A 25,963-nucleotide genomic window follows, 5' to 3' on the forward strand; every position below is an offset into this window, starting at 1 on the left:
AGTCGTCGGAAGGAGACAACATGAAGGTGCGCAACTCGCTGGGCTCGATTAAGAAGATGCAGGGTTCCCAGATCGTGAAGCGCCGTGGGCGCACGTTCGTGATCAACAAGGAGAACCCCCGGTTCAAGTCCCGTCAGGGCTGAGCCGAAAAGGGCATTTCCAGTCCACTTCCTGAAAGCGGCCCCGGTCATCGACCGGGGCCGCTTCCCGTTTCCCGGGCTTCCCTCAGTCCGCCTCGTCCGGCGGGGGAGGCGCTGCGATGCCCTCGCGGGCGTCGCGATCCGCCCACTCGAGCAGGGGCGCGATGTCGAAGACGGCGTCGTCGATCCCGGCGTGCAGGTCGCCGAGCTCCGCGTAGCGGGACGGCACCGTCGCGATCGTGAAGTCGTGCGGCGTGACGTCGTCGAGCTCGTCCCAGCGGATCGGCGTCGACACCGTCCCCTCGGGGTTGCCCCGCACCGAGTAGGCGGCGGCGATCGTGTGGTCGCGCGTGTTCTGGTTGTAGTCGACGAACACGGCGGCCGGGTCGCGGTCGCGGCGCCACCACGCGGTCGTCGCGTCCTTCGGGATGCGCCGCTCGACCTCCCGGGCGAACGCCGTCGCGGCGCGGCGGACCTCGTCGAAGCCGTGCTCCGGCCGAATGCGCACGTAGATGTGCAGCCCCGAGCCGCCGGAGGTCTTCGGCCAGCCGACCGCGCCCAGCTCGTTGAGCACCTCGGAGGCGACGTGCGCGACCCGGCGGACCCGCTCGAAGCTGCTCTGCGGCATCGGGTCGAGGTCTATGCGCCACTCGTCCGGCTTCTCGGTGTCGGCGCGTCGGCTGTTCCATGGATGGAACTCGACGGTCGACATCTGCACCGCCCAGATCACGTGCGCGAGCTCGGTGACGCACAGCTCGTCCGCGGTGCGGCTGTACCTCGGGAAGAAGACGCGCACCGTCTCCATCCACGGCGGGGCGCCCGCGGGCAGCCGCTTCTGATGCACCTTCTCGCCGCCCACTCCGGTCGGGTAGCGGTGCAGCATGGTGGGCCGCTCCCGCAGGGCGTTCACGATGCCGTCGCCCACCGACAGGTAGTAGCGGACGAGGTCGAGCTTCGTCTCGCCGCGTGCCGGGAAGTAGACGCGGTCGGGGTTGCTCACCCGGACGGTGTGCTCGCCGACCTCGATCTCTGTCGCGGGAGTGGACTTCGCCGCCATGCGCCTGCCTCCTGCCGGATGCTCGCTGCCGAGGCTAGTGGAGCCGGTGCACGCCGCGCTCGGTCCGCTGCGCGCCGCCCAGGTCGGTGCCGGTGCGCAGGATCGCGGGCCCGAGGCGCAGGCGCCCGTCGTTCGCCGGACCGGTGCGGAGTCCGCCCCGGGCCTTGAACGCGCGGTGGGCGCCGCTGCCCACGGTGACCTCGAGCCAGCCGCACGGCCGGCAGGACCGGGTGTCGGCGAACACGACCTCGCCGTCGCCGCTGTCGAGGCTGAAGGCGGCACCGATCAGCGAGTCCGCATCCACCCCTCGCAGCAGGATGTTGCGCCGGGTCTGCGTCAGCCCCGGGAGCGGGACGCCGAGCTCCGCGGACACGGCCTCGAGCGCCTCGGCCGACTGCACGCTGACCGACGAGTCGCGATGGGCCTGCTTGCCGAAGTAGCGGTCGCCGACGATGCCGAGCCCGGCGCGCAGCTCGATCGATCCGACGAGCTCGTTCTCCGGGCCGGACAGGGGCCCGTCCGCCGGGCGGCCCTCGAAGCGGTGCAGGGGGGAGACGAGCAGCTCCACGATCTCCACCTGCCGTTCGCTCACCCGGGAAGGGTAGCCGCGACGGCTGACCGCCGCTTCCGAGGCAATCGTCGGAAGTCGCGGCGACGAACCATCAGCAGGTCGCTCGGTAGAGTCGGACCCCGAACCCCCCCGGCCGGAAGGACACCGTGACGCGCTCGCCCGCAGCATCCGCGAGTCGTGCCGCGCGCACGCTGCGCGGGGTGCTCGCCGTCGGGCTCGCCGTGCACGTCGCGGCGTTCTTCCACGTCTCGGGCGGCGGAGCCGCGCCGGCGCCCGTCGCGGTCGCGCTGACCCTCGTGTTCGCCGCGCCCGTGGCCATCGTGCTCGCGGGACGGCGGCTCACCGCGCCGCGGATCGCCGCGATCGTCGCGGTCAGCCAGGTGCTCCTCCACGTCCTGTTCACCCTGTCGCCCTCCTCCGCGCCCGGCGCCGGTCCCGGCGGCCACGTCCACGGCGGCCACCTCCACGGCAGCGCCCTCGCCCTTCCCGTGGTCGACGGTGTCGTGCCGCCGATGTGGCAGGCGCACGCGCTCGCCGCGCTCGTGACCACCGCCGCGCTGCTGCTCGGCGCCCGCGCCCTCGGCGCGGCGGAGCGGGTCGGCCGCCTCGCCATCCGCCGCCTCGTGGCCGTGCTCCGCGCGCCGGCACCGGTCGTCCTGCTCTCCTCGCCCGTCCCGGCAGCCGAGGTGCCGCCGCTGCACGACCGGCTCGCCGGCATGCTCGCACTCCGGCACCGCGGTCCGCCGATCCTTCCGGTCCGGCCCCTCTAGGCCGACGCTCGCTCGATTCCCCGCCGCATCGCGGCACGGCGCGCACCCGCGCGCCTCGACCGAAGGATTCCCCATGCATCTCCCCCTGCCCACCCGCGTCGGCCTGGGCGCCGGCGCCGCCCTTCTCCTCGCTCTCTCGGCGCCGCTCTCCGCGAGCGCGCACGTGAGCGTCAACCCGGCCGAGGCGGAGCCCGGCGGCTACAGCCAGCTCACCTTCCGGGTGCCCAACGAGCGCGACGACTCCGGCACCGTCCGTCTCGAGGTGACCCTGCCCACCGACACGCCGTTCGCATCCGTCTCCTACCAGCCGGTGCCGGGCTGGACCACGACCGTCACCACCGGCGAGCTGCCCGAACCCGTCGAGGTGAGCGGCACCGAGCTGACGGAGGCGGTGACCGGCATCGTCTGGCAGGCGGACCCGGGCGTCGAGATCGCGCCCGGCCAGTACCAGACGTTCGGCATCAGCGTGGGGCCGGTGCCCGACGTCGGCAGCGTCGTGCTCCCCGCGCGGCAGACCTACGCGAGCGGCGAGGTCGTCGACTGGAGCGGGGCCGAGGACGCCGAGCTGCCCGCCCCCGTCCTCTACGTGAACGATGCGCCGGCGGAGCACTCCCACGGCGGTGCCGAGACCGCGGCGGACAGCGGGGCGACGGTCTCCGGGGGCGCCGGCGGCGACGACGGCCTCGCGCGCGGGCTCGGCATCACGGGCCTCGTGCTCGGGGCGCTCGCCCTCGTGGCTGCCGCGTTCGCGCTCGTCCGGTCGCGCCGGACCGCCTGACGCGCCCGGCTCGGACAGCCCGGAAGGCCTCGCCTCGGCGGGGCCTTCCGGCGTTCCGGGCCCGGGGCGAGCCCCGATGCGCCGAACTCGTCCACCGCGCCTCCTCGCGTCGGGACTCCCGCGGTTCTAATCTCGGGCCATGTGGATGAAGACGCTCATGGATTCGACCACGGGCCGCTACCGCGTCTCCACGGAATCCGGCAGCCAGTACATCGTCGATCTCGACGCCAGCACCCTGCTCCGGCTGCAGGGCACGGCGCCCCCGTCGGCCACCGACGAGGACCCTCCGCCCTCCGAGTCGATGCGCCGGGACGGCTCGCCGGTGGTGCTCGTCGGCATCCGCGAGGCGACCGTCGGCCGGCCCGGGCACTTCCTGCTCGACCTCGACGAGCCGGACGTGCGCGCCACCGTGCGGGCGACCACCACGATCACCTCGATCGAGCTCCTCGACTCCTGACCCCGCCCCCGGCGGCGCACGCCCCGGCCCGATCCGGGACAAGATGAAGGGGTGCCTCCCGAGCCCTACTCGTTCTCCGCCCGCGCGCTGCTGTTCGACATGGACGGGACGCTCGTCGACTCCCACGAGGTGGTCGAGGCCGCGTGGCGCGACATCTCGGAGCGGCTCGGCCTCGACTTCGACGCCCTGCTGAAGGTGATCCACGGCGTGCGGGCCGAGGACACCCTGCGCCGGTGGGCGCCGCCCGGCACGGATCTCGAGGCGGTCGCGGCGGAGCTCGCCGAGTACGAGATCCGCGAGGCCCGGCGCACGCGGGCGCTGCCCGGCGCCGTCGCCTTCCTCGACGCGATGCCGCTGTCCGCGCACGCGCTCGTCACCTCCGCCACCCTCCCGCTGGCGGTGGCGCGCATGAAGGGCGCCGGCATCCGCCTGCCGCAGCTCGTCGTCACCGCGGAGGACGCCTTGCGCGGCAAGCCCGCGCCCGACGTGTACCTCCTCGCCGCGGAGCTGCTCGGCGTCGACCCCGCGGACGCGGTCGTGTTCGAGGACGCCGAGGCGGGCATCCAGGCGGGGCTCGCGGCCGGCATGCGCGTCATCGTCGTCGGGAAGCACCGCAGCGACGCGACGGTCGGCCTTCCGCGGATCCGCGGCTACGACGGTGCGACCGTCGAGACCAGGGAGGACGGCACGCTGCGCGTCACGCTGCAGCCGGCCGAGCAGGAAGAGCCGGACGAGCCGGGCGAGAAGGACGGAGAGGGACGATGAGGGTCTTCCAGATCGGCGCGGCCGGGGGAGTGGGGCGGCGGCTCGCCCGCCTGCTCGCGGCGGACGGCGCTCAGGTGATCGGCGCGCACCGCGATCCCGCCCAGGCCGCGGTGCTCGAGGAGGCGGGCGCGACGCCGGTCCTGCTCGACCTCATCAGCGCGACGGTCGAGGAGCTCGCCGAGGCGATCCGCGGTTCCGACGCGGTCGTGTTCTCCGCGGGCGCGCACGGCACGGGCGCCGACAAGACGACCGCGATCGACGGCAAGGGGCTCGAGAAGGCGGCCGAGGCGGCGCGGCTCGCCGGCGTCAGGCGGTTCCTCCTCGTGTCCGTGTTCCCCGACGCGGGGCGCGGGCGCGAGCCTTCCGAGGGCTTCGAGCACTACATGCGCGTGAAGAAGTCCGCGGACGTGTACCTCACCCGGACCGACCTCGACTGGGTGATCGTGCGCCCCGGCACGCTGACCGACGAGCCCGGCACCGGACGGGTCGAGGCCAGCCTCGCGATCGAGTACGGCGATGTGCCGCGTGACGACGTCGCGGCGTTCCTGCACGCGACCCTCCGCGAGCCCGGTCTGACGCGCACCATCGTCGAGCTGACCGGGGGCGGTACGCCCGTCGACGAGGCCGCGCACCGTCTGGCCTCGGGCGCAAGCACTCGCTGAGGGGGTGGCGGCGGTCCCGCGGCGCGGGAAATGATCGAAGCTCCGGCCCGGCTGGATTCTGGGACCGCCGACGAAGGGAGCCCCATGAGCCGCACCCGGCGAGAGCCTCCCGGCGCGCCGCCGCTGAAGGTCGTGCAGGTGGGGCTCGGCGGCTGGGGCCGATCCTGGGCGGACGAGATGCTGCGGCAGCCCGAGGTGTGCCGCACGGTCGGCTACGTCGACGTCGTCCCCGAGATGCTCGCCGCGCTGCGGAAGGAGCTCCCGGTCGACGCCGCGGCCTGCTTCCCGACTCTCGCCGAGGCGCTGGCCGCGACCGACGCCGAGGCGGTGCTCGTGACGACGGCGCTGCCGGGCCACGCGCCGGTCGCCATCGAGGCGCTCGAGGCGGGCCGGCACGTGCTCGTCGAGAAGCCGTTCGCGCCCGATCTCGCCGACGCTCGCGCGATGGTCGACGCCGCCCGGCGTGCCGGCCGTGTCCTCATGGTGAGCCAGAACTACCGGTTCTTCCCCGCGCCCCAGGTGGTCGCGGGCCTGATCGCGCGCCGCGAGCTCGGGGCGCTCGGAGCGGTGTCGCTGAGCTTCCGCCGCAACGACAACACCGCGGACCCGCGGCACCACCGCCACTACTTCCTGCCCGATGCGCTGCTGCTCGACATGTCGATCCACCACTTCGACCTGATGCGCTTCGTGCTCGGCCAGGAGCCGACCCGCGTGTACACGGTCGCCCGCGACCCCCGCTGGAGCCACTTCGTCGGACCCGCCAGCGCCGTCGCGACCATCGACTTCGACGGCGGCACTGTCGTCGACTACCGCGGCAGCTGGGTGAGCACCGCTCCTGAGACCGCCTGGGCGGGGGAGTGGGTGATGGAGTGCGAGCGCGGCGTGATCCGCTGGACGAGCCGCCAGGACTGGACGGACTCCGCCGATTCGGTGACGGTGCAGCCGTTCGGCGGCGGCGAGCCGCGATCGCTTCCCCTGCCGAAGCTCTCGCGCATCGACCGCGCCGGCTCGATGGAGGAGTTCTGGTCGGCGGTGCGGGAGGGCCGCGCCCCGCTGACGAGCGGCGAGGCGAACCTTCCGACGCTCGCCCTCGCGCTCGGCGCGATCGAGTCCTCCTCCACCTGCCAGCCGGTCCGGCTCGGCTGACCGGCGCTCCGCCTAGCGAACTGAGGGGGCGGGGCCGGTCGTCGCGCCGACGTGCAGCGCGCACCGGAAGCAGGCGGGCTCCGGCGTCTCGCCGGCCAGCAGGCGGACGACCGCCGCGCCCGCCGCGCGTCCCTTCTCCTGCGCGGGCTGGACGAGGGTCGTCAGGTCCCAGGGGCGCACCAGCTCCGGCCGGATGCCGTCGAAGCCGATCACGCTGAGATCGTGGGGGATCCGCAGGCCCGCCTCCTCGGCGGCGCGCAGCACTCCGACGGCGAGCAGGTCGCTCTGCGCGACGATCGCGGTGGGCCGCGGCGTGAGGGCGAGCAGCTCGCGACCGGCGTCCATGCCCGCCTCGATGGTGCTGCCCGTCGCGACCACGCCCGGGAAGTCCGGGTAGACGTCGCGCAGGCCGCGGAGCCGCTCGATCGTGGTGTGCACGGTCGCGCGGCTCTCCCAGTCGGCGGGCAGCGGAGTGCCGCCTCCCGTGCCGTCGAGGGGCAGCGCGACGACCGCGACCGACGTGTGCCCGAGGGAGCGGAGGTGCTCTGCGCCCGCGGCGCTCGCCTCGCGGTTGTCGAGGCCGATGGTGAGCACGCCCTCCCGGTCGTCGGCCTCGATCGCGACGACGGGGAGCCCGCGGCGGCGGAGGCGGTCGACCGACTCGTCGAGCCGCGTGCTGCAGCCGACGAGGATGGCGGCGTCCATCGGCGCCGAGGTCAGCTGGCCGACCTCGCCGCCCGACTCGGTGAGCAGCAACAGGCCGGCGCCCGCGGCGCCCGCCTCGTCGGCGACGCCGTCGAGCATCGCGACGTTGATCGGATCGCGGAACGCGTCGGCCAGACGGTCCTCCATCACCACGCCCACGACGCCGCTGCGGCCGCGCCGGAGTGCCGCGGCCCGCGGATCGGGTCCGCCGTAGCCGAGCTGCTCGGCCGCGGCGAGCACCCGCTCCCGTGTGGCCGCCGACACCGGTCCCGACCCGCTGAACGCGAGCGAGGCCGTGGACGCCGACACGCCGGCGAGCTCCGCCACGGCGGCGAGAGTGGGGCGTGGCGGGATTGCCAGGTCGGACATGAGGGCCTAGCGTAGTCGAATCGGTTCGATCGAATCGATTCGAAGTGTCCGCCGGCAGTGCCGGCTCTCCGTCGCAAGGGCTCCCATGACCGTCTCAACGCCTCCGGCTCCGCCCGTACCGCTGACGCGCCGCCAGATCGTGGCCTGGCGCAACGCCGTGTTCTTCATGTTCGCGCTGCCCGGCATCGCCTTCGCGAGCTGGGCCTCGCGCGTGCCGGCCGTCCGCGACTCGCTCGGGGCCAGCACCGACCAGATGGGCGTCATCCTGAGCGGCATGGCGGTGGGCTCCGTGCTCGGGCTGCTCGCGTCCGGCCGCATCGTTGCGCGGTTCGGCGCCCGGCGCACGATGGTCGTCACGCTCACCGCCGCCAGCGTGGGCGTCACCATCGCGGGCATCGGCGCGACCGCCGGCGCCTTCTGGGTCGTCTTCGCCGGGCTCACGCTCGTCGGCGCGGGCAGCGGCATCTGCGACGTCGCGATGAACGTGACGGGCGCCGCGAACGAGCGCGCCCTCGGCCGGGCGATCATGCCCATCTTCCACGCCTTCTTCAGCTTCGGCACCATGGTGGGCGCAGCGCTCGGCGCCCTCGCCGAGGTCCTCGACATCCCGGTGGCCGTGCACTTCGGCGTCATCGCGGTCCTGGTCGCGATCGGCGTGTTCCTCGCGGTGCGGCCGATGCAGGCCGAGCACTTCGGCGGCGTCGGCGAGCCCGCCGAGGAGGGGCCACGCCGCCGCGGCATGCGGCTCGACCTCGCCACGCTGCTCATCGGCCTCGTCGTGCTCGCCGCCGCCTTCAGCGAGGGCAGCGCGAACGACTGGCTGGCGCTCGCCATGGTCGACGGCCACGACGTCTCACGCGAGAACGGCGCGATCGTCTTCGGCGTCTTCCTCACCGCGATGACTGTCGCGCGGCTCCTCGGCGTCCGCGCCCTCGACAAGTGGGGTCGGGTGCCCGTGCTGCGGGTCTCGTTCGCCCTCGCGGCGGTCGGCCTGCTCGCCGTGATATTCGCCCCGACCCCGCTCCTCGCCGCTGTGGGCGCCGTCGCCTGGGGCTTCGGCTCGGCGCTCGGCTTCCCGGTCGGGATGTCCGCCGCGGCCGACGACCCCGCGAAGGCGGCGGCCCGCGTGGGCGCCGTCGCCACCATCGGCTACTTCGCCTTCCTCGTCGGCCCGCCCTCGATCGGCTTCCTCGGCGAGCACTTCGGCATCCTGCCCGCCCTGCTCGTCGTGCTGGTGCTCGTCACGGTCGGCGGCCTGGTCGCCGCCGCGGTGCGCGAGCCGAAGGCTGCGCCCACCGAGTAGCGCCGGACGCAACCCCGCGCATCCTCGGCTGCCGGCGGCGAGCATGGAGCGGACGACGCGAACGGAAGGACGGACGCCGCATGCAGTATCGGTACCTCGGGAACAGCGGGGTGAAGGTCTCGGCCATCACCTACGGCAACTGGCTCACCCACGGCTCGCAGGTGGAGAACGACACCGCAGTGCAGTGCGTGCACGCCGCGCTCGACGCCGGCATCAGCACCTTCGACACCGCCGACGTCTACGCCAACACGGTCGCGGAGGAGGTGCTCGGCGACGCCCTCAAGGGGCAGCGCCGCGAGTCGCTCGAGATCGCCACCAAGGTCTTCGGTCCGACCGGACCGAAGGGGCACAACGACGTCGGGCTGTCGCGCAAGCACATCCTCGAGTCGATCAACGGCTCGCTGCGGCGGCTGCAGACCGACTACGTCGACCTCTACCAGGCCCACCGCTACGACGTGGAGACGCCGCTCGAGGAGACGATGCAGGCCTTCGCCGACATCGTCCGTCAGGGCAAGGTGCTCTACATCGGCGTCAGCGAGTGGACGGCGGAGCAGATCCGCGCGGGCCACGAGCTCGCCACCCAGCTCGGCGTGCAGCTCATCTCGAACCAGCCGCAGTACTCGCTGCTCTGGCGGGTGATCGACGAGCAGGTCGTGCCCACCTCCAGGGAGCTCGGCATCTCGCAGATCGTCTGGTCGCCGCTCGCGCAGGGCGTGCTCACCGGCAAGTACCAGCCCGGCGCCGAGCCGCCGGAGGGCAGTCGCGCGACCGACGAGAAGGGCGGCGCGAACATGATCGCCCGCTGGATGAAGGACGACATCCTCGAAGGCGTCCAGCGCCTCCGCCCCATCGCCGACGACCTCGGCATCAGCATGGGCAACCTCGCGCTCGCCTGGGTGCTGAAGAACGACAACGTCGCCTCCGCGATAATCGGCGCGTCCCGCCCCGAGCAGGTGGGCGAGAACGCGGCCGCCGTCGACGTGGAGCTCGACGACGAGGCGATGCGCCGCATCGAGGACGCGGTCGGCGCTCTCGCGGAGCGCGACGCGTCCCTCACGGCGAAGTCGTCGCCCGCCCAGCGCGAGGTGTAAGGGCCGCTTGCAACTGAACGACCATTTCGCAACCGCGTGCCGTTGCGAGATGGTCGTCCGGTTGCGGGAGGTGCTCAGCGGGCGGCGGCGAGCTCCGGGTCGCGCTGCTCGGCCGCCGCAGGGTGCACCGGGTGGGTGCGCTCGAGCTCGGCGCCCTCCACGTCGACGTTCGGCACGATGCGGTCGAGCCACTTCGGCAGCCACCAGGCGGCGTCGCCGAGCAGGTGCATGACGGCCGGGATCAGCAGCATCCGCACGACGAAGGCGTCGATGAGCACGCCGAACGCGAGGCCGAAGCCGAGCGGGCGGATCATCGCCATGTGCGAGAAGACGAACCCGCCGAACACCGCGATCATGATGATCGCCGCCGCCGTGACGACCGCTCGGCCGTTGCGGAGGCCGGCGACGACCGCCTGCCGGGCCGGGACGCCGTGCACGTACGCCTCCCGCATGCCGGAGACGAGGAACAGCTGGTAGTCCATCGCGAGGCCGAAGAGGACGCCCATCACGATGATCGGGGCGAAGCTCAGCACCGGGCCCGGGTCGTGGACGCCGAACACGTCGGCCAGGAAACCGTCCTGATAGACGGCGGTCATCCCGCCGAACGCGGCGAACAGCGTCAGCACGAAGCCGCCCGTCGCCACCAGGGGCACGAGCAGCGACCGGAAGACGACGATGAGGATGATCAGCGACAGGCCGACGACGACCGCGAGGTACACGGGGAGCGCCGCGGCGAGCTTCTCGGACACGTCGATGTTGCCGGTGGCGGATCCTGCGACGCCGAGCTCGATGCCGCCGTCGAGCGGCGACAGGTCGCGCAGCGCGTGCACCAGCTGCTCCGTCGAGACGCTCGAGGGTCCCTCGGCGGGCACCACCTGGAAGGCGAAGAAGTCCCGGTCGTCGGAGACGCCGGCGGGCGCCACGGCGACGACGTCGTCCTGCTCCATCAGGCGGTCCGCGAGGTCCGCCTGGGTGGGAGCCACCTCGTCCTCGGCGACCGCCTCGGGCAGGTTCGCGACGACGATCAGCGGCCCGTTCTGGCCCGGCCCGAACTCCTCGGCGATTACGTTGTAGGCGCGGTACTGAGTGGAGTCCTGCGCCTCCGATGAGCCGTCGGGCAGCCCGAGCCGCATCGAGAGGGCTGGGATCGCCACCGCGAGCAGGGCGGCGACGGCGAGGACGACGGTGAGGACGGCGCGGCCGGTGCCCATCGGGTGGATCGCCGTCGACGCGTGTGCGCCGTGGCCGAGGCGGGCGCGCGCCCGCTTGTTCAGCGCGCGCATCCCGACGAGCCCGAGCAGCGCCGGCGTCATCGTGATGGCGACGAGCACCGCGATGAGGACGCAGGCGGCGCCCACGATGCCCATGACGCCGAGGAACGGGATGCCGGTGACAGTGAGCGCGAGGAGGGCGATGAGCACGGTCGAGCCGGCGAAGACGACCGCGCCGCCGGAGGTGCCGTTCGCGAGCCCGATCGACTCGTGCACATCCATGCCCTGCAGCAGCTGCCGCCGGTGCCGGTTGAGGATGAAGAGCGAGTAGTCGATGCCGACCGCGAGGCCGAGCATCACGCCGAGCACCGGGGTGACCGACGACATGTCGACGACGCCGGAGAACGCCAGCGAGCCGGCCACGCCGACGCCGACGCCGATGATCGAGGAGACGAGCGGCAGGAGCGCGGGCAGCACCGCGCGCAGCATCACGAGCAGCACGAGGGCCGCGAGCACGACGCCGATGATCTCGCCGACGCCGAGGATGCCCTCGACGCTCGCTGCGATGGTGGACGAGTAGTCGACGTCGACACCCTCGATGCCGGCCCCGTCGAGCTCCTCGGCGACCGCGGACTTCACCTCGGCGGAGAGGCTGAACGTGTCCGTGTCGAAGACGACGACGCCGGTCGCGGTGCTGCCGTCCGACGAGACCGTGCGGATCCCCGCGGCGTCCGCGAGCAGGCGCTCCGCCGCGTCGAGCTGGACGCTCTGCGCCTCGAGCTCGGCGACGCCGGCGTCGAGCTGCGTCTGCTGCTCGTCGAGGGTCGCCCGCTGCGCGTCGAGCTGCGCCTGCTGGGCCTCGAGCGTGGCGGAGGGGACCCCGGCGGCCTCGGCCTGCGCGGCCGCCGCGTCGAGCTGCTGCTGGGCGGCGTCGAGCTGGGCGCGCCCGGCGTCGAGCTGCTGGCGGCCCGCGTCGAGCTGCGCCCGCCCGGCCTCGAGCTGCGCGGCGCCGTCCTCGACCTGCCGCTGCTGGTCGGCGCGCTGGGTCTCGGTCGCGAAGGGGTCGACCACGTCCTGGACGCCGTCGACGTCGGTGAGGCCGGCGAGGAGGGTGCTGATCTCCGAGCGATGCTCCTCGCTCAGGGCGGACCCGTCTGCCGAGCGGAAGACCACCGTGCCCGTCGCGCCGTCGACGCCCGAGATCTCCTCCCCGAGCTGATCGGTGACCTGCTCGGTCTCGGTGCCCGGGATGCTGAAGCTCGAGGCGAGGCTGCCGCCCGCGACGAGGAAGGCGCCGCCGGCGACGCCGAGCGCGAGCAGCCAGGCGAGGATCACCAGCCAGGCGCGGCGGGCGGAGAACCGGCCGAGCCGGTACAGGAGTTGGGCCATCGGGAGGAGCGTCCTTCGATCGGGGAGCAAGTCGGCGCCTCGTCGAGCCTCCGCTCAGCGTACTCAACAGCTGTAGGAAAACCGACAGATGTTGGGCTTCTTGTCAGGATGGGCTCCCGGGCTGGCATGATCCCTCTATGGACCCCCGCATCGCACGCACGCGGAGCAGCCTTCAGCAGGCGCTGCTCGAGCTGGCGCGCGAGTCTCCGCTCGAGACGATCACCGTCGGCGACATCGCCGAGCGGGCCGGGGTCAACCGCAGCAGCTTCTACCAGCACTACTCCGACAAGGAGACGCTGCTCGCCGACGCCCTCGACGCGGCGGCCGAGGAGGCCGCGGCCGAGCTGCCCGTGCTCGAGGAGCTGCCTGACGGACCACCCGCGGCCCTCGTCGCCTACCTGGCGCATGTCGACGCGAACGCCGACCTCTACCGGAGGGCGCTCGGCGAGCAGGGGTCCGCCGTGGTCATGGCGCGGGTCCGCGGGACCATCGAGACGGTGGTGCGGGACGCGGTCGCCGGGTCCGGCGTGCCGGGCTTCGACGACGTGCCGATCGACGTGGTCGCGGCGGGGATCACCGGCTCCGCCCTGGGCGTCATCCGCGCCTGGGTCGACCGCGACCCGCGCCCTCCCGTGGAGACCGCGACCGCCTGGCTCTGGCGGATGCTGCTGGGGCCGAGCGGCCCCGCGCGCTGACTCCCTCCGTCAGGCGAGCGCGGCCGCGGGCTCGGCGACCGGGTGCATCCGGGCGGCGGCGAGGATCGCCGTGACGGCCGCGAGGGCGGCCACCGCGATCCCCGCGGCGGCCCACAGCGTGAGCAGGTCGGGCTGCACGATCGACTGGCCGCGCAGCGCCTGCCAGGTGACGAGCGCGACGACCGCCGCGTAGGCGCCGGCGCCGACCGCGACCAGTCGAACCCGCACGCGCACGTCCCGGAACGCGGTCACCCGCCGAGACAGCAGCTCGAGCACGAGGAGCGCGAGCGGCAGCGCCTGCAGGGCGTGCATCCCGACGAAGTGCGGGATGCGCAGGTCGCCGGCCACCGTGCTCCAGCCGAGGATCGGCAGTCCCGGCCCGCCGTCCGGCAGGCCCACCGTGTGGGCGCCCGCGATGCCCTTGAAGTCGGCGAGCTGCTGGGCGGTCGGGCTCGTCATCAGGTAGCCGAGGCCCAGCCCGACGACGGAGATCGCCGCGCCGAGCCGGATCGCCCAGGTGCGCGCGCGGTCGCCGAGCGGGTTGCGGAACAGGAGCGCCGCGACCACGAGGTTGGCGATCCAGAGCACCGCGATGGAGCCGGCCATGATCGCCCAGAGCGTGGTGCTGAGCGGGGTGGAGACGTTGAAGTGGCTCGTCGTGCCTGCCGCGGCGACGGCCGCGATAATGGCGACCTCGAGGAGGATCGCGACCGCGATCACCGTGCCGGCGATGCGCGCCACTCGGCGGCCGCGGCCGACCTGTGCGATCAGCCACGACCAGGTCACCGTGTAGATCGCGGAGGAGATGGCGAACTTCAGGGGCTTGTCCCACTGGTTGAGCCCGGTGACCTCCGTGGTGCTGAGGAATCGCCCGGCGAGCGCGACGAGGGCGAGCAGCGCCATCGCCGCCGCGACGGCGAGCAGCGGGCGGTGCCACTCGATCCGAGCGGGCAAGGCGCGAGGGGAGCGAGGGGAGGCGAGTGCGGTCATGGGGTGCTCCTGTCAGGCTGCAGGGGGGGAGGAAGTGGGGGAGGGGAACAGCACCGACGTCATGTGCTCCTGCGCCATGCGCCGGAGGGCGGCGAGCAGGGCGTCGCCGAGCACTGTGCCGGCGACGACGGTCTCGGTCATCGCCTCGATGTCGGGCTGCGCTGCCACCGCACGGAGGTCCACTTCCGCAATGGCTGCGGCGGCCTGCGCGTACGGCGTCAGCAGGGAGCGCAGGCCGTCGAGGCCGAGGGCGTCGAACGCGTCGAGGATGTTGCTCGCGGCGACCCGGCCGGGGTTGCCGGGTCCGACGTGCCAGCCCTGCGCCTCGACGAGCTCGTCGAGGCGCCGCCGGGACTCGTCCGAGCCCTCGGCGGAGTAGACCGCGGTCCGGGACACGGCGAGCTGCGCGCGCTCGAAGACATGCGCCAGGGAGAGGTCGGGGGAGTCGACGGCGCCGAGCACGTCTTTCGCTGTCGCGATGGACAGGCCCCCGATGTCGATGAGCGCGCGGATGAGGTGCAGCCGCTTGACGTGCTGCTCCCCGTACTCGGACGAGGTGGGCCCGAGCGCCGTCCCTGCGGGCAGCAGGCCCTCGCGGACGTAGTACTTGATCGACGGCACGGGGACGCGGCTGCGACGGCTGAGCTCGGAGATGCGCACGTCGATAGTATGACTATCGATAGCGCGACTATCAAGAGCAGAGAGACGCTCAGCGGCGGAGCCACACCGTCGTCTCGCCCGGCAGGACGCCGTCCCCGAGCGGGGCGCTCGCGACCAGCACCTCGCCCGGCGGCAGGGGCGCCGACGCCCCGCCGAAGTTCGTCACGACCTCCCAGCCGCCGGGTCGAAGGAAGGAGACGACGTCGCCCGCCGCCTCGGATGTCCACTCCAGCTCCTCGCCCGCGCGCAGCTCGCGACGCAGCCGGAGCGCCGCCCGGTACAGGGAGAGGGTCGACGCGGGATCGTGCCGCTGCGCCGCGACCGACACCGGTGCGAACCACGAGGGCTGCGGCAGGTGGGAGGGGCCGCCGCCGAAGCCGAAGGACGCGCCGGTCGACTCCCACGGCAGCGGCACCCGGCAGCCGTCACGGCCGATCTCCGCGCCGCCGCTGCGGAAGAACGACGGATCCTGCCGCCGGTCGGCGGGGATGTCGGCGACCTCGTGGAGGCCGAGCTCCTCGCCCTGGTAGAGGTAGGTGGAGCCGGGCAGGCCGAGCACGAAGAGCGTCGCGGCCCGCGCCCGCCGCACCCCGCGCTCGCGGTCGAGCTCGGTCTCGGGGCCGCCCGCGAGCAGCCACGCGCCGCCCCGCTTCTCCTCCGGATCGTCCGGCACCGGCAGTCCGTAGCGCGTGGCGTGCCGCACGACGTCGTGGTTCGACAGCACCCAGGTGCTCGAGGAGCCGGACAGCGCGGCCAGCTCGAGGTTGTCCTCGACGATGCGGCGGAACGCCTGCCCGTCGAAGTCGGCCTCCAGCAGGTCGAAGTTGAACGCCTGGCCGAGCCCCTCCGGGCTCGCGTACCGCGGGCGGCGGGAGCGCTCCACCCAGGCCTCCGCGACGGCGGTGCGGGGCGGCACGTAGCTGTCGAAGACGGTGCGCCACTCCGCGTAGATCTCGTGCACCTCGTCGCGGTCCCACAGCGGATGCCCGCCCTCCCGCGGCAGCTCGTCGAGGGTCGCCTGGTCGGGGAGCTCGTCGCCGAGGTGCTTCGCGAGCCCGTGGGCCACGTCGATCCGGAACCCGTCGACTCCGCGGTCCGACCAGAAGCGCAGCGTGGTCAGGAAGTCGTCGCGGACCTCCCGGTTGTCCCAGTTGAAGTCCGGCTGCTCGCGCGCGAACAGGTGGAAGTACCACTGGCCGTCGCCCACCGGCTCCCATGCCGGACCGCCGAACAGGCTCGTCCAGTCGGCGGGCGGCAGCGATCCGCCCGCGCCGAGGCCGTCCCGGAAGATGTACCGGTCGCGGGCCCGGGAGCCGCGTGGGGAGGCGAGTGCCTCGACGAACCAGGCGTGCCGGTCCGACGAGTGGTTCGGCACGATGTCGACGACGACGCGCATGCCGGCGTGGTGCAGAGCCTGGACGAGCGCGTCGAAGTCGTCGAGCGTGCCGAGGCGCGGGTCGACGTCGCGGTAGTCGTCGACGTCGTAGCCGCCGTCGGCCAGGGCGGACGGGTAGAACGGGCTGAGCCACACCGCGTCGACGCCGAGCTCGTGCAGGTAGCCGACTCGGGACAGGAGGCCGGGGAGGTCCCCGATGCCGTCGCCGTTCCCGTCGGCGAAGCTGCGCGGGTACACCTGGTAGACGACGGCGTGCCGCCACCAGGAGGCGTCGGCGGCGTCCACGTCAGCCCTTCACGGCGCCCTGCGTCACGCCCTCGAGCACCCAGCGCTGCGCGAACAGATACACGATGATCGCGGGCGCCATCGCCATCAGGTACGACGCGAATGACACGTTGTAGTTGTTGCTGAACTGGGTCTGGAAGATCGACTGGACGACCGGGACCGTCTGCAGGCTCGAGTCCGCGATGATCAGCGACGGCATCATGAAGTCGTTCCAGGAGGCGAGGAACGCGAAGATCGCGACCGTCGCGCCCATCGGCGCGAGCAGCGGGAAGATCAGCTTCCGGAACGTCTGCCCCGTCGTCGCCCCGTCCATCCGCGCGCTCTCCTCGAGCTCGAGCGGGATCGAGCGCAGGAACGCGGTGAACAGCAGGATGCTGAAGGACAGCTGGAACATGATGTGCAGGATCGTGACGCCCACCGGGTTGGCGAGCCCGGTGAGTCCGGTCAGCTGGATCTGCGGCAGGGCGACGACCGGGAACGGCAGGAACATCGCCGCGAGCAGGTAGAAGAACGACCAGCGGAACAGCCGGCGCTCCCAGTTCCGGACGATCGCGTACGACGCGAGCGCCGCGAGGAGCACCGTCCCCGCGACGGTGGCCGCCGTGATGAGGACCGAGATCACGAACGCCCGTGGGAAGTTGGTGAGCTGCCACGCCTCGGCGAAGCCGGAGAAGTCGATGGGCGTGGGCAGGGAGAAGGCGTTGCCGTCGACCGCCTGCGCCGTCGTCTTGAGCGACATCGAGATGGTGACGTAGAGCGGGACGAGCACCGTCAGCGAGCAGAGCAGCAGGATCACCATGGTGGTCCAGTTGGTGGTCTCCTGGCCGACTCTGCCCCGCCGGGCGCGGGTGGTCGCAGCGGCCTCGTCGCGGCCCCCGCGGCGGCTCCCCGCCATCGGCCTCGCTGCTGTCTGGGTCATGAGATCGCCGCCTTCCTCGCGTGCGTCGTCGTGCTGAGCGTGGGGGAGGCCGTGCGCGTCATGAGATCGCCGCCCGTCCCCGGGTGAGCCGGAGCTGGAGGACCGAGATGAGCACCGCGATGATGAAGAAGATCGTCGCGTTGGCCATCTGGTAGGCGTAGTCGCCGCCGGTGAAGCCGGTGAAGATCGTCATCGCGATGCTCCGCGTCGCCGTCCCCGGGCCGCCGTTCGTCAGGCCGACGATGATGTCGTAGGCGTTGAGGTAGTTCTTGAAGCCGAGGATCACGTTGATCACGACGTAGCCGGCGACGAGCGGCAGGGTCACCGAGAAGAGCCGGTTGAGAGCGGAGGCCCCGTCGATGTCGGCGGCCTCGTACACCTCGCCGGGGATCGACAGCAGGCCGGCGATGTAGATGAGCAGGGTGCCGGGGATCGACTGCCAGGCGGTCACGATCACGACGCCGAGCCAGGCGAGGTTCGGATTGGCGAGGATCGACTCCGACAGCCAGCCGCTGCCGATCGCTTGGCCGAACGCCGGCAGCGAGTTGCTGAAGAGGAAGTTGAACACGTAGGCGATGACGATGCCCGAGATGACCATCGGGATCACGAACACCGCGCGCAGGGTGCTCTTGAGCTTGATCCGCGAGGTCAGGCCGACCGCGAGGAGGAACGCGATCACGTTGACGAGGATCACCGTGACGAAGGCGAACCCGAAGGTGAAGGCGTAGCTCGAGATGATCGCCGGGTCGGAGAAGACGGCGATGTAGTTGGTGAGCCCGATGATCTCCCACTCGCCGAACCCGATGAAGTTCGTGAAGCTGTAGAAGATGCCGAGGATGGCGGGCACCGTGATCGCGAGCGTGAACAGCGCCAGGGTCGGGATCAGGAACCAGTAGTAGATCGGGTCCGTCTTCGGTCTGCCCCGGCGGTTGTGAGCGCCCGCGAGGTGGTCGACGTGACCGTGCTCGGCGGTGTCGACAAGACGGCCGGCGGCGACCGAGGCGGGGGCGATGGGAGTCGTCATGTCGTTCTCTCCTGACGGGCGGTGCCGGTGCGGGGGATCACTCGCGGAACGCGACGCGCGCCCAGTCGGCGTCGAGCCGGGCGAGCGTCGACTCCGGGTCCGCCCCTGTGGCGAGGGCCTGGATGTAGTTGTCGACCGGGATGGTGAGGGGGATCGCCCGGGAGGCGCCCTGGTAGAACTTGCCTTCGTCGTAGAACTCCTGCATGCCGAGGATGCGCTCGTCCTCCGCGGGCGCCGCGTCCTCCGTGGTGCCGAAGCCGAGGAACTCGCGGTTGTAGTCGTCCATCACGTCCTGCTGGGTGAGGTACTCGACGAACGCGCGCGCGGCCTCCTTGTCGGTGCCGGCCTCCGGGATCCACAGCGCGAGGTCGAGGTTGACGCGCACCTTCAGGTCCTCGGGGTCGTCCGTCACGGGGAGCGGGAAGGTGCCGAGCTCGAGGTCCGGCGACGTCTTCGCGATCTCGCCGAGCGCCCACGGACCCTGGAGGTACATGGCGGCCTCGCCCTTCGCGAAGGCGACGTTGCCGTCGCCGTAGCCCTTGCTCTCGGCGTCGTCGTTCACGTACAGCAGCAGCTCGTTCATCCGGGCGACCGGCTCGGCGAAGTCCTTCTGGAACGAGACGGCGGAGTCGGGGCCGACCTCGGTGCCCTCCGCGTTCAGCTGCTCGTAGAAGCCGGCGACGTCGAGCATGCCGCCGACGGTGTAGTCGAACGGGCCCTGCGCGACCGTCCACGGGTCCTTGAAGGTCGCGTAGATCGGCGTGACCCCGGCGTCGAGGAGAGTCTCGCAGGCCCCGATCAGCTCGTCCCAGGTGGTCGGCACCTCGAGGCCGTTGTCCTCGAAGATCTGCACGTTGTAGATGACCGAGGCCGCCGCCACGGAGTACGGCAGCACGCTCGTGCGGCCGGGATAGGTCGCGTACTGGTCGACGAGCTCCTGCACGTCGGGCCGGATCCGCTCGGCGACGGGGAGGTCGGCCAGGTCGGAGAGCGCACCCCGCTCCATGAAGCGCGCCATCTCCATGTTGTAGTTGAGCAGGCCCACGTCCGGCGGGTTGCCGCGGAGGAAGCCCGCCGACAGGTTCGAGGCCGTGTCGAGCGTCACCCGGACGTCCTGCTGGTCGGTGTTGAACTGCTGCACGAGGTCGCGGAAGTACGGGATCGCCTCGGGCTTGCTCATGTGGAAGGTGATCTCGGCGGGACCGCCGGCACCCGCGACGCCGGCGCATCCCGTCATCGCGAGCGCTGCGCTCGCGAGGCCTGCGGACAGCGCGACGCGGACCCGCGTTCGGGCTGGAATGCTGTGGGGCACGTCATCGTCTCCCTGCTGGACATCGGCACAGCACGGGAATTGATCCAGGCTGTAGATTTAGTCCGTGGCCTAAATGATGCGCCCCGTCCGAAGGAAGGTCAAGGTTCCCGTGAGTCGCAGTCCGGTCGCGTCCTCCCCGCAGCTGATGCGCGCCATCAACTCGCGGCGCGTGCTCGCGCACGCCTGGGGAACGGAGGCGTTCACCGCGTCCCAGGCGATCGGTGCCACGGGACTCACCCGCTCGACGGTCATCGACGTCTGCGAGGAGCTCGTGCGGAAGGGCTGGCTCGCCGAGCTCGGTGACGCACGCGCTGTCGGCGACTACCGCAAGGGCCGCCCGGCGAAGCGCTATGCGCTCCGCGAGCGCGCGGCCGTGGTGGTCGGGGTGGACGCCGGCTACGACCGCATGTCGGCCGTGGTCGCCGACCTCCGCGGCGGAACGCTCGCGCGCACCGCGATCGACATTCCGGCCGCCACCCCGCAGAGCGTCGAACGGCTCGCGGATGCCGACACGCGGCTGCGCCTGGCGCGGAGGCTCGTCGACGAGGCGCTTCCGGCCGCCGGGGTCGCGCCGGATGAGGTGCTCGCGATCACGGTCGCGGTGCCCGCACCCGTCGACGATCAGGGGGTCTCGCCGTACGACGTGCACGGCTTCTGGCCGGTGGTGAATCCCGGGTTCCTGCCGGTGTTCGCCGGCTCGGCGCCCCTCGTGACCGTCGAGAACGACGCGAACCTGGCCGCGATCGCCGAGGGCACGTGCGAGGAGGGCTCCGGGCGGAGCGCCGACTCCTACGTCGCGATGCTCGTCGGCGAGGGCATCGGCGCCGGCCTCATGATCGACGGCCGGCTCGTGCGCGGACGGCGGGGCGGCGCCGGCGAGATGCGCTTCCTCGACCGCATCGAGGGCGTCGGCTCGCCGGACGGTCTCGCGCGCCTCGCCCGGGTCTGGGCGACCGAGGCGATCCGCTCCGGGAGTCTGCCCCCCGGCAGCGAGCTCGCGCTCCTCGACCCCGGACGGCTCGGCGAGGCCGACGTGGCGGCGGCGGCGGAGGCGGGCGACGCGGCGGCGATCGCCATCGTGGATCGGCTGGCCGACCGTCTGGCCCGCATCTGCCTCGTGCTCGGCGACCTGCTCGACGTCGACGTGGTCGTCGTCGGCGGCGCGGCGGCCCAGACGCTGCCCGCCGTGATCGGGCGCGCGGGGGAGCTCCTCGCCGCCAGCGTCGACCCGACCGCCCCGCGCCTCGTCCCCTCCCGGCTGGGCGCGTCAGCGGTGGCGGCCGGCGCTGTGGAGCACGCGCTGGAGCGGGTGCGGGAGCATGCGCTCGAGCTCGACCTGCCGGGTGTGCGCGCGGTCGCGTAGCGCTCCGCTCCGGGAACGCGGAAGCGCCGAGCCGGACGAGCCGGCTCGGCGCCTCTGCTGTTGCGGCGAACGACTAGAAGTCGAAGTCGTCGATGTTGTCCGCGTCGAACACGAACGGATCGCCGAGCAGCACGGTCGCGTCCGCGCCCACCTCGAACTCGCCGAGCTTGCCCGCCTCGAAGGTGTCGCCTTCCTCGCCGGTGATGTCGCCGTCGACGAGGGCCTTCGCCGCGTACGCCGCGAGGTAGCCGAGGTCGGCCGGGTTCCAGAGCGCGAACGCGGTGACCGTGCCGTCCTTCACGTACTCGCGCATCTGGTTCGGCGTGCCGAGTCCGGTCAGCGCGACCTGGCCCTTGTACTCCGAGGTGGAGAGGTAGCGCGCAGCCGCCGCGATGCCCACGGTGGTGGGGGAGACGATGCCCTTGAGGTCGGGGTAGGTCTGCAGCAGCGCCGCCGTCTTGTCGAACGACGTCTGGTCGTCGTCGTCGCCGTAGACGACCTCGACGAGCTCGATGTTCGGGTGGTTCGCCTCGAGCTCCTCCTGCATCAGCTCGATCCAGGCGTTCTGGTTCGAGGCGTTGGCGGACGCGGAGAGGATCGCGATCTGGCCCTCGTCGCCGATCTGCTCCGAGATCAGGTCGACCTGCGCCTTCGCGACGCCCTCGCTGCTCGCCTGCAGGATGAAGAGGTCGCGGCAGTCGGGGCTCGTGTCGGCGTCGAACGTGACCACCTTGACGCCCGCGCCGCGGGCCTCGTCGATGGCGTCGCAGACCGCCTCGGGGTCGTTGGCCGACATGACGAGGGCGCTGACGCCCTGCTGCGCGGCCGTCTGGATGAAGCTCACCTGGGACGTGGGGCTGGCCTCGGTCGGGCCGACCTCCTGGTAGGTGCCGCCGAACTCCTTGATCGCCTCCTCGCCGCCGGCGTTCGAGGTGTCGAAGTACGGGTTGCCGAGGTTCTTCGGCAGGAAGGTGATCGACAGGTCGCCGCCGGAGTCGCCTCCGCCGGAGTCGCCGCCTCCGGTGCCTCCGCCGCCGCCCCCGGAGCAGCCTGTTGCGGCGAGGGCGATGCCCACGGCGAGTGCGCCGAGCGCGGCGAGCCGCCGGCGCTTGCGGTCATGAACGAACATCGTTGTTTCCTTTCAAACCGGATGGTGTGATTGCCGGAGCAAGGGCGTCAGGGTGCACGACCTTCCCTGTTCCGTCTCCTTCCCAGGGCCGCGAGCCGCCGGTTGCGGGCCCAGCCGAGGAAGCTGGTGGACACCACCGAGAGCACGAGCAGCACCCCGGTGATGACGTTGATGACGTCGGACGTGACGCCCGCGAGGCGCAGCGCGCTGCCGAGCGTGCCGATCAGGAGGACGCCGGCGATGACGCCGTGGATCGCGCCGCGGCCGCCGAAGATCGACACCCCGCCGAGCAGCACGGCGGCGATGACGGAGAGCTCGAGGCCGGTCGCGTTGTCGCCGCGCGCATTGCTGTAGATGAGCGTGAAGTAGACGCCGGCGAGACCGGACACCGCTCCGCTCAGCACGAAGAGGATGAACTTCGCGCGGCCGACCGCGACGCCGGAGAACGCGGCCGCCTCCTTGTTGAGGCCGATCGCGTAGAGAGACCGGCCGAAGGGCGTGAGGTGCAGCAGCACCGCGAACGCGATCGCGAGCACCGCGAACACGATCATCACGCCGGGGATCGGGGTGCCGGGGATGTTCTCGCGGGCGAGGTCGGTCCAGAACTCGGGGAAGTCGGTGATCGCGGTGGTGCCGAGCAGGCCGACGGCGATCCCTCGGAACAGCGCGAGCGTGCCGATCGTGACGGCGAGCGAGGGGAGGCCGACCACCGTGACGAGGAAGCCGTTGAAGGTGCCGGCGACCGCGCCGACGAGGATCGCGACGAGTGCGGCGACCGGGAACGGCCATCCCGCCTGGGTGAGGATGCCGGTCACCACGCTGGTCAGGCCGACGACGCTCGCCACGGAGAGGTCGATCTCCTCGGTGATGATGATGAGCGTCATCGGCAGCGCGATGAGGAGGATCGGCGCGAGCTCCCGCAGCAGGAACGTGACCGTCAGCGGGCTGTCGAAGTTCGGCACCGAAGCGAGCGAGACGCCGATCACGATCAGCAGCAGCGCGATCACGGCGGCCTCGCGGTTCACGAGGATCCGCCGCCACAGGGGGTGCGCGTGGTCGCGGTAGGTGCGCGCGGGGCGGGCGCCGGCGCTCACAGCGGTCTCGCTCATTCCGTGTCCTTCGCTTCCAGCAGGCGGCGCGACTGCCGCAGCGCGAGCAGCCGGTCGAGCACGATGGCGCCGAGGATGAGCGCGCCGACGACGGCCCGCTGCCAGAAGTCCTCGATGCCGAGGATCGGCAGGGCGCGGTTGATCGTGAGCAGCAGGAACGCGCCGATCGCCGCGCCCCAGAGGGTGCCGACGCCGCCCGAGATCGCGACTCCGCCGATCACGGCGGCGCCGATGGCCTGGAGCTCCCAGCCGCTGCCGGCCTGTGAGCTCACCGTGCCGTACCGGGCCGCGTAGAGCACGCCGGCGAGGCCGGCCAGTGCCCCGGAGACGACGAAGGCGACGAGCGTGCGCTGGGTCACCTTCAGGCCGTAGAGGTGCGCGGCGGCCGGGTCGGAGCCGATCGCGTAGAACTCCCGGCCGCCCCGCCGGTTGCGCAGGTACCAGGCCGCGGCGACGAGAACGACGACGGCGAGGATCGTGAGGATCGGCACCGACAGCAGCTGCCCGGTGCCGAGGCCTCGGAAGTCGGCGGGCAGGTCGGAGGCGTTGATGCGGTCGCTGCCCGTCCACATGACGTTGATGCCGCGGTACGCGTAGAGGGTGCCGAGGGTGATGACGAGCGCCGGCACCTTGGCGAACGCCACGAGGGCGCCGTTGATCAGGCCCAGGACACCGCCGAGCAGGATGCCCGCGGCGAACACCGCGACCGACGGGATGCCGGGGACGTCGATGAAGAGCCGCCCGGTCAGATAGGCGGTCAGCCCGAGCACGGAACCGACCGAGAGGTCGACGTTCCGGGTGATGATGACGATCGCCTGGCCCACCGCCACGAGCAGCAGCAGCGACGGGGTGAGCAGCAGGTCGCGGTAGCCGTCCGAGGAGAACAGGAAGCTCGGGTTCCGCGCGGTCGCCACGACGACGATGAGGACGAGGGCGATCAGGATGCCGGTCTCGCGCGCCTTGAGGAAGGAGCCGAGGACGCGCGGCACGGTGCCGCCGGCGGAGAGGGCGCTCATCGGACCGGCTCCGGCTCGTGCGTGGCCGCGAACATGACTGCTTCCGGAGTGGCCGCGCCGCGGTCGAACTCGCCGGTGATGCGGCCCTCACGCATGACGAGCACGCGGTCCGCCATCCCGAGCACCTCGGGCAGCTCCGACGAGATCATGATGATCGCGAGGCCGCGCTGCGCGAGCTCGGAGAGCAGCCGGTGCACCTCGGACTTGGTGCCGACGTCGATGCCGCGGGTGGGCTCGTCGACGATGAGCACCTTCGGCTCGGTCGCGAGCCACTTTCCGAGCACCACCTTCTGCTGGTTGCCGCCGCTCAGGGTGCCGGCCTCGGCGTCGAGGAACGCGGTCTTCACCTCGAGGCGGCTCGCCCAGACCTGCGCCGACCGATTCTCCGCGCCGGTCGTGAGGAGGCCGGCCCGCGTGAGGCCCGAGCGGATCGCGAGGGTGATGTTGCGGGCGACGGAGCTGTCGAGCACGAGGCCCTGCTTGCGGCGGTCCTCCGGCACGAGCGCGAGGCCGCGGCGCATCGCCGTGCGCGGGTCGCCCTTCGGGAGCGGTCTCCCCTCGAGCCGCACGGTGCCCGAGTCGTAGGGGTCGACGCCGAAGACGGCGCGCACGACCTCGCTCCGGCCGGCGCCGACGAGTCCGGCGAGGCCGAGGATCTCGCCGGACCGGACGCTGAAGGAGATGTCGGAGAACAGGCCGGCGCGGGTCAGGCCCTGCACCGTGAGGATCTCCTCGCCGATCTCGGCCTCGAGCTTGGGGAAGAGGTCGGCGACGTCGCGGCCGACCATCTGGCGCACGAGCTCCTCGATCGTCGTCTCGGCGATCGGCGTCGTGCTGATGTAGCTGCCGTCGCGCATCACGGTGACGGTGTCGCAGAGGGCGAACACCTCGTCGAAGCGGTGCGAGATGAAGAGGAGCGCCCGGCCCTCGTCCCGCAGGCTCCGGGCGACCGCGAACAGGCGGTCGACCTCGACGCCGCTGAGCGCCGCGGTGGGCTCGTCCATGATCAGCACCCGTGCGTCGAGCGAGATGGCCTTCGCGATCTCGATGATCTGCTGATCGGCGATGGAGAGACCCTCGGTCAGCCGGTCGGGATCGAGCCGGACGCCGAGGCGGGCGAAGATGGCCCGTGCCTCCTCGCGCATCGCCTTGCGGTCGATCTGGCCGAACCGCTTGGTGAGCTGCCGGCCCATGAAGATGTTCTCGGTCACCGAGAGATCCGGGAAGAGCGTGGGCTCCTGGTAGATGACCGCGATGCCCGCGGCCTTCGACTGCGCGGTGCTCGTGAAGTCCACCGGCTCGCCGCGGAGGCGGAACTCGCCCGCGTCCCGCCGGTACAGCCCGGCGATGATCTTGACGAGGGTCGACTTGCCCGCGCCGTTCTCGCCGATCAGGGCGTGGATCGAGCCCTGACGAAGAGTCAGGGTGCCGGACCGGAGAGCGACGACCGGGCCGAACGACTTCACCACCTTCTCGAGCTCGAGAGCCGGGGGAGCGTCGGGAGGGAAGCGCTCGGCGTCCATATGGCCTCTCCGTCGAGGGGGAAACGGTCCGTACCTGAATCGATTCAGGTCTCGTTCAGCGGCCACCTTACTGAGGCCCCCGGTCGGGGTCAAGACGATTCATTTGATTCGTTTCAAATCGTTGGTAT

25 protein-coding genes are annotated in these 25,963 nt (G+C 72.1%); 11 read left to right on the plus strand and 14 right to left on the minus strand.

Annotated elements, in window-relative coordinates; all coding sequences use genetic code 11:
- The first annotated feature begins 20 nt into the window (after positions 1-20).
- Positions 21-143: a ribosomal protein bL36 gene (locus tag J3P36_RS15230; protein WP_210509104.1), complete on the plus strand. Its 123-nt coding sequence runs from the start codon at positions 21-23 to the stop codon at positions 141-143.
- An 82-nt stretch (positions 144-225) separates the two neighbouring features.
- Here J3P36_RS15230 and ligD read toward each other — a convergent pair whose 3' ends face one another.
- Together ligD and J3P36_RS15240 are read right to left on the minus strand one after the other, a co-directional pair.
- On the minus strand, positions 226-1,197 hold the full coding sequence (gene ligD, locus J3P36_RS15235; RefSeq protein WP_210509105.1) for a non-homologous end-joining DNA ligase: 972 nt from the start codon (positions 1,195-1,197) through the stop codon (positions 226-228).
- Positions 1,198-1,231: 34 nt separating this feature from the next.
- Positions 1,232-1,789 carry an MOSC domain-containing protein gene (locus tag J3P36_RS15240; RefSeq protein ID WP_210509106.1) on the minus strand — a complete coding sequence of 186 codons (558 nt, stop codon included), beginning with the start codon at positions 1,787-1,789 and terminating at the stop codon, positions 1,232-1,234.
- A 125-nt stretch (positions 1,790-1,914) separates the two neighbouring features.
- Here J3P36_RS15240 and J3P36_RS15245 point away from each other — a divergent pair, with 125 nt between their 5' ends.
- The 6 genes from J3P36_RS15245 to J3P36_RS15270 all read left to right on the plus strand — a co-directional run bounded on the left by J3P36_RS15245 (position 1,915) and on the right by J3P36_RS15270 (position 6,346).
- Positions 1,915-2,538: a hypothetical protein gene (locus J3P36_RS15245; RefSeq protein ID WP_210509107.1), complete on the plus strand. Its 624-nt coding sequence runs from the start codon at positions 1,915-1,917 to the stop codon at positions 2,536-2,538.
- A gap of 73 nt (positions 2,539-2,611) precedes the next feature.
- Positions 2,612-3,316 (plus strand): YcnI family protein, encoded by a 705-nt coding sequence (locus J3P36_RS15250; RefSeq protein ID WP_210509108.1) that lies wholly within the window; start codon positions 2,612-2,614, stop codon positions 3,314-3,316.
- A 157-nt stretch (positions 3,317-3,473) separates the two neighbouring features.
- The gene (locus J3P36_RS15255) at positions 3,474-3,773 is read left to right on the plus strand and encodes a hypothetical protein (RefSeq protein WP_210509109.1); all 300 of its coding nucleotides are present in this window, start codon (positions 3,474-3,476) and stop codon (positions 3,771-3,773) included.
- 51 nt (positions 3,774-3,824) lie between these two features.
- Positions 3,825-4,538, plus strand: coding sequence for an HAD-IA family hydrolase (locus J3P36_RS15260; RefSeq protein WP_307807130.1), 714 nt, complete (start codon positions 3,825-3,827; stop codon positions 4,536-4,538).
- Positions 4,535-5,200, plus strand: a complete 666-nt coding sequence (locus J3P36_RS15265) for an SDR family oxidoreductase (protein WP_210509110.1) — start codon at positions 4,535-4,537, stop codon at positions 5,198-5,200. The genes J3P36_RS15260 and J3P36_RS15265 overlap by 4 nt, the downstream gene beginning before the upstream one ends.
- 84 nt (positions 5,201-5,284) lie before the next feature.
- Positions 5,285-6,346 carry a Gfo/Idh/MocA family protein gene (locus J3P36_RS15270; protein WP_210509111.1) on the plus strand — a complete coding sequence of 354 codons (1,062 nt, stop codon included), beginning with the start codon at positions 5,285-5,287 and terminating at the stop codon, positions 6,344-6,346.
- A 12-nt stretch (positions 6,347-6,358) separates the two neighbouring features.
- Here the strand turns inward: J3P36_RS15270 and J3P36_RS15275 are convergent, their stop codons facing one another.
- Positions 6,359-7,420: a LacI family DNA-binding transcriptional regulator gene (locus J3P36_RS15275; protein WP_210509112.1), complete on the minus strand. Its 1,062-nt coding sequence runs from the start codon at positions 7,418-7,420 to the stop codon at positions 6,359-6,361.
- An 85-nt stretch (positions 7,421-7,505) separates the two neighbouring features.
- On the opposite strand from J3P36_RS15275, the gene J3P36_RS15280 reads away from it, so the two are divergent.
- On the plus strand, positions 7,506-8,723 hold the full coding sequence (locus J3P36_RS15280; protein WP_210509113.1) for an MFS transporter: 1,218 nt from the start codon (positions 7,506-7,508) through the stop codon (positions 8,721-8,723).
- 80 nt (positions 8,724-8,803) lie between these two features.
- Positions 8,804-9,814, plus strand: a complete 1,011-nt coding sequence (locus J3P36_RS15285; RefSeq protein ID WP_210509114.1) for an aldo/keto reductase family protein — start codon at positions 8,804-8,806, stop codon at positions 9,812-9,814.
- Positions 9,815-9,888: 74 nt separating this feature from the next.
- Here J3P36_RS15285 and J3P36_RS15290 read toward each other — a convergent pair whose 3' ends face one another.
- Positions 9,889-12,414 carry an MMPL family transporter gene (locus J3P36_RS15290; protein WP_210509115.1) on the minus strand — a complete coding sequence of 842 codons (2,526 nt, stop codon included), beginning with the start codon at positions 12,412-12,414 and terminating at the stop codon, positions 9,889-9,891.
- Between the two features lie 137 nt (positions 12,415-12,551).
- Between J3P36_RS15290 and J3P36_RS15295 the strand changes: the two genes are divergently transcribed.
- Complete coding sequence (locus J3P36_RS15295) at positions 12,552-13,109, plus strand: TetR/AcrR family transcriptional regulator (protein ID WP_210509116.1); 558 nt, start codon at positions 12,552-12,554, stop codon at positions 13,107-13,109.
- A 9-nt stretch (positions 13,110-13,118) separates the two neighbouring features.
- Here the strand turns inward: J3P36_RS15295 and J3P36_RS15300 are convergent, their stop codons facing one another.
- The 6 genes from J3P36_RS15300 to J3P36_RS15325 all read right to left on the minus strand — a co-directional run bounded on the left by J3P36_RS15300 (position 13,119) and on the right by J3P36_RS15325 (position 19,695).
- Positions 13,119-14,099: a hypothetical protein gene (locus J3P36_RS15300; RefSeq protein ID WP_210509117.1), complete on the minus strand. Its 981-nt coding sequence runs from the start codon at positions 14,097-14,099 to the stop codon at positions 13,119-13,121.
- Positions 14,100-14,111: 12 nt separating this feature from the next.
- The gene (locus J3P36_RS15305) at positions 14,112-14,759 is read right to left on the minus strand and encodes a MerR family transcriptional regulator (protein ID WP_210509118.1); all 648 of its coding nucleotides are present in this window, start codon (positions 14,757-14,759) and stop codon (positions 14,112-14,114) included.
- A gap of 49 nt (positions 14,760-14,808) precedes the next feature.
- The gene (locus J3P36_RS15310) at positions 14,809-16,440 is read right to left on the minus strand and encodes a glycoside hydrolase family 13 protein (RefSeq protein ID WP_210509119.1); all 1,632 of its coding nucleotides are present in this window, start codon (positions 16,438-16,440) and stop codon (positions 14,809-14,811) included.
- A 1-nt stretch (position 16,441) separates the two neighbouring features.
- A complete protein-coding gene (locus J3P36_RS15315; RefSeq protein ID WP_210509243.1) occupies positions 16,442-17,335 on the minus strand; it encodes a carbohydrate ABC transporter permease in 894 nt (297 codons plus the stop codon).
- Between the two features lie 82 nt (positions 17,336-17,417).
- Complete coding sequence (locus J3P36_RS15320; RefSeq protein ID WP_210509120.1) at positions 17,418-18,383, minus strand: carbohydrate ABC transporter permease; 966 nt, start codon at positions 18,381-18,383, stop codon at positions 17,418-17,420.
- Between the two features lie 37 nt (positions 18,384-18,420).
- The gene (locus J3P36_RS15325) at positions 18,421-19,695 is read right to left on the minus strand and encodes an extracellular solute-binding protein (protein WP_307807131.1); all 1,275 of its coding nucleotides are present in this window, start codon (positions 19,693-19,695) and stop codon (positions 18,421-18,423) included.
- 109 nt (positions 19,696-19,804) lie between these two features.
- On the opposite strand from J3P36_RS15325, the gene J3P36_RS15330 reads away from it, so the two are divergent.
- Entirely contained in the window at positions 19,805-21,058 is a 1,254-nt protein-coding gene (locus tag J3P36_RS15330; RefSeq protein WP_210509121.1) for an ROK family protein, read from the plus strand.
- A 73-nt stretch (positions 21,059-21,131) separates the two neighbouring features.
- On the opposite strand, the gene rhaS is transcribed toward J3P36_RS15330, so the two are convergent.
- Genes rhaS through J3P36_RS15350 form a run of 4 tightly spaced genes read right to left on the minus strand, consistent with a single transcriptional unit; the run spans position 21,132 to position 25,835 of the window.
- Positions 21,132-22,187 (minus strand): rhamnose ABC transporter substrate-binding protein, encoded by a 1,056-nt coding sequence (rhaS, locus tag J3P36_RS15335; protein WP_210509122.1) that lies wholly within the window; start codon positions 22,185-22,187, stop codon positions 21,132-21,134.
- 47 nt (positions 22,188-22,234) lie between these two features.
- Positions 22,235-23,296, minus strand: a complete 1,062-nt coding sequence (locus J3P36_RS15340) for an ABC transporter permease (protein ID WP_210509123.1) — start codon at positions 23,294-23,296, stop codon at positions 22,235-22,237.
- On the minus strand, positions 23,293-24,312 hold the full coding sequence (locus J3P36_RS15345; RefSeq protein WP_210509124.1) for an ABC transporter permease: 1,020 nt from the start codon (positions 24,310-24,312) through the stop codon (positions 23,293-23,295). The genes J3P36_RS15340 and J3P36_RS15345 overlap by 4 nt, the downstream gene beginning before the upstream one ends.
- Complete coding sequence (locus tag J3P36_RS15350; protein WP_210509125.1) at positions 24,309-25,835, minus strand: sugar ABC transporter ATP-binding protein; 1,527 nt, start codon at positions 25,833-25,835, stop codon at positions 24,309-24,311. Before J3P36_RS15350 ends, J3P36_RS15345 begins: the two co-directional genes overlap by 4 nt.
- Between the last annotated feature and the right edge of the window lie 128 nt (positions 25,836-25,963).

This window comes from Naasia sp. SYSU D00057 (genome assembly GCF_017916505.1).
GTDB lineage: Bacteria > Actinomycetota > Actinomycetes > Actinomycetales > Microbacteriaceae > Naasia.

Bases quoted from the DNA above. Each gene is read 5' to 3' on its own strand.
- J3P36_RS15230 (WP_210509104.1), top strand. From the start codon at position 21: ATGAAGGTGCGCAACTCGCTGGGCTCGATTAAGAAGATGCAGGGTTCC.
- ligD (WP_210509105.1), bottom strand. From the start codon at position 1,197: ATGGCGGCGAAGTCCACTCCCGCGACAGAGATCGAGGTCGGCGAGCAC.
- J3P36_RS15250 (WP_210509108.1), top strand. From the start codon at position 2,612: ATGCATCTCCCCCTGCCCACCCGCGTCGGCCTGGGCGCCGGCGCCGCC.
- J3P36_RS15255 (WP_210509109.1), top strand. From the start codon at position 3,474: ATGGATTCGACCACGGGCCGCTACCGCGTCTCCACGGAATCCGGCAGC.
- J3P36_RS15265 (WP_210509110.1), top strand. From the start codon at position 4,535: ATGAGGGTCTTCCAGATCGGCGCGGCCGGGGGAGTGGGGCGGCGGCTC.
- J3P36_RS15270 (WP_210509111.1), top strand. From the start codon at position 5,285: ATGAGCCGCACCCGGCGAGAGCCTCCCGGCGCGCCGCCGCTGAAGGTC.
- J3P36_RS15275 (WP_210509112.1), bottom strand. From the start codon at position 7,420: ATGTCCGACCTGGCAATCCCGCCACGCCCCACTCTCGCCGCCGTGGCG.
- J3P36_RS15280 (WP_210509113.1), top strand. From the start codon at position 7,506: ATGACCGTCTCAACGCCTCCGGCTCCGCCCGTACCGCTGACGCGCCGC.
- J3P36_RS15285 (WP_210509114.1), top strand. From the start codon at position 8,804: ATGCAGTATCGGTACCTCGGGAACAGCGGGGTGAAGGTCTCGGCCATC.
- J3P36_RS15290 (WP_210509115.1), bottom strand. From the start codon at position 12,414: ATGGCCCAACTCCTGTACCGGCTCGGCCGGTTCTCCGCCCGCCGCGCC.
- J3P36_RS15295 (WP_210509116.1), top strand. From the start codon at position 12,552: ATGGACCCCCGCATCGCACGCACGCGGAGCAGCCTTCAGCAGGCGCTG.
- J3P36_RS15300 (WP_210509117.1), bottom strand. From the start codon at position 14,099: ATGACCGCACTCGCCTCCCCTCGCTCCCCTCGCGCCTTGCCCGCTCGG.
- J3P36_RS15315 (WP_210509243.1), bottom strand. From the start codon at position 17,335: ATGGCGGGGAGCCGCCGCGGGGGCCGCGACGAGGCCGCTGCGACCACC.
- J3P36_RS15320 (WP_210509120.1), bottom strand. From the start codon at position 18,383: ATGACGACTCCCATCGCCCCCGCCTCGGTCGCCGCCGGCCGTCTTGTC.
- rhaS (WP_210509122.1), bottom strand. From the start codon at position 22,187: ATGTTCGTTCATGACCGCAAGCGCCGGCGGCTCGCCGCGCTCGGCGCA.
- J3P36_RS15340 (WP_210509123.1), bottom strand. From the start codon at position 23,296: ATGAGCGAGACCGCTGTGAGCGCCGGCGCCCGCCCCGCGCGCACCTAC.
- J3P36_RS15345 (WP_210509124.1), bottom strand. From the start codon at position 24,312: ATGAGCGCCCTCTCCGCCGGCGGCACCGTGCCGCGCGTCCTCGGCTCC.
- J3P36_RS15350 (WP_210509125.1), bottom strand. From the start codon at position 25,835: ATGGACGCCGAGCGCTTCCCTCCCGACGCTCCCCCGGCTCTCGAGCTC.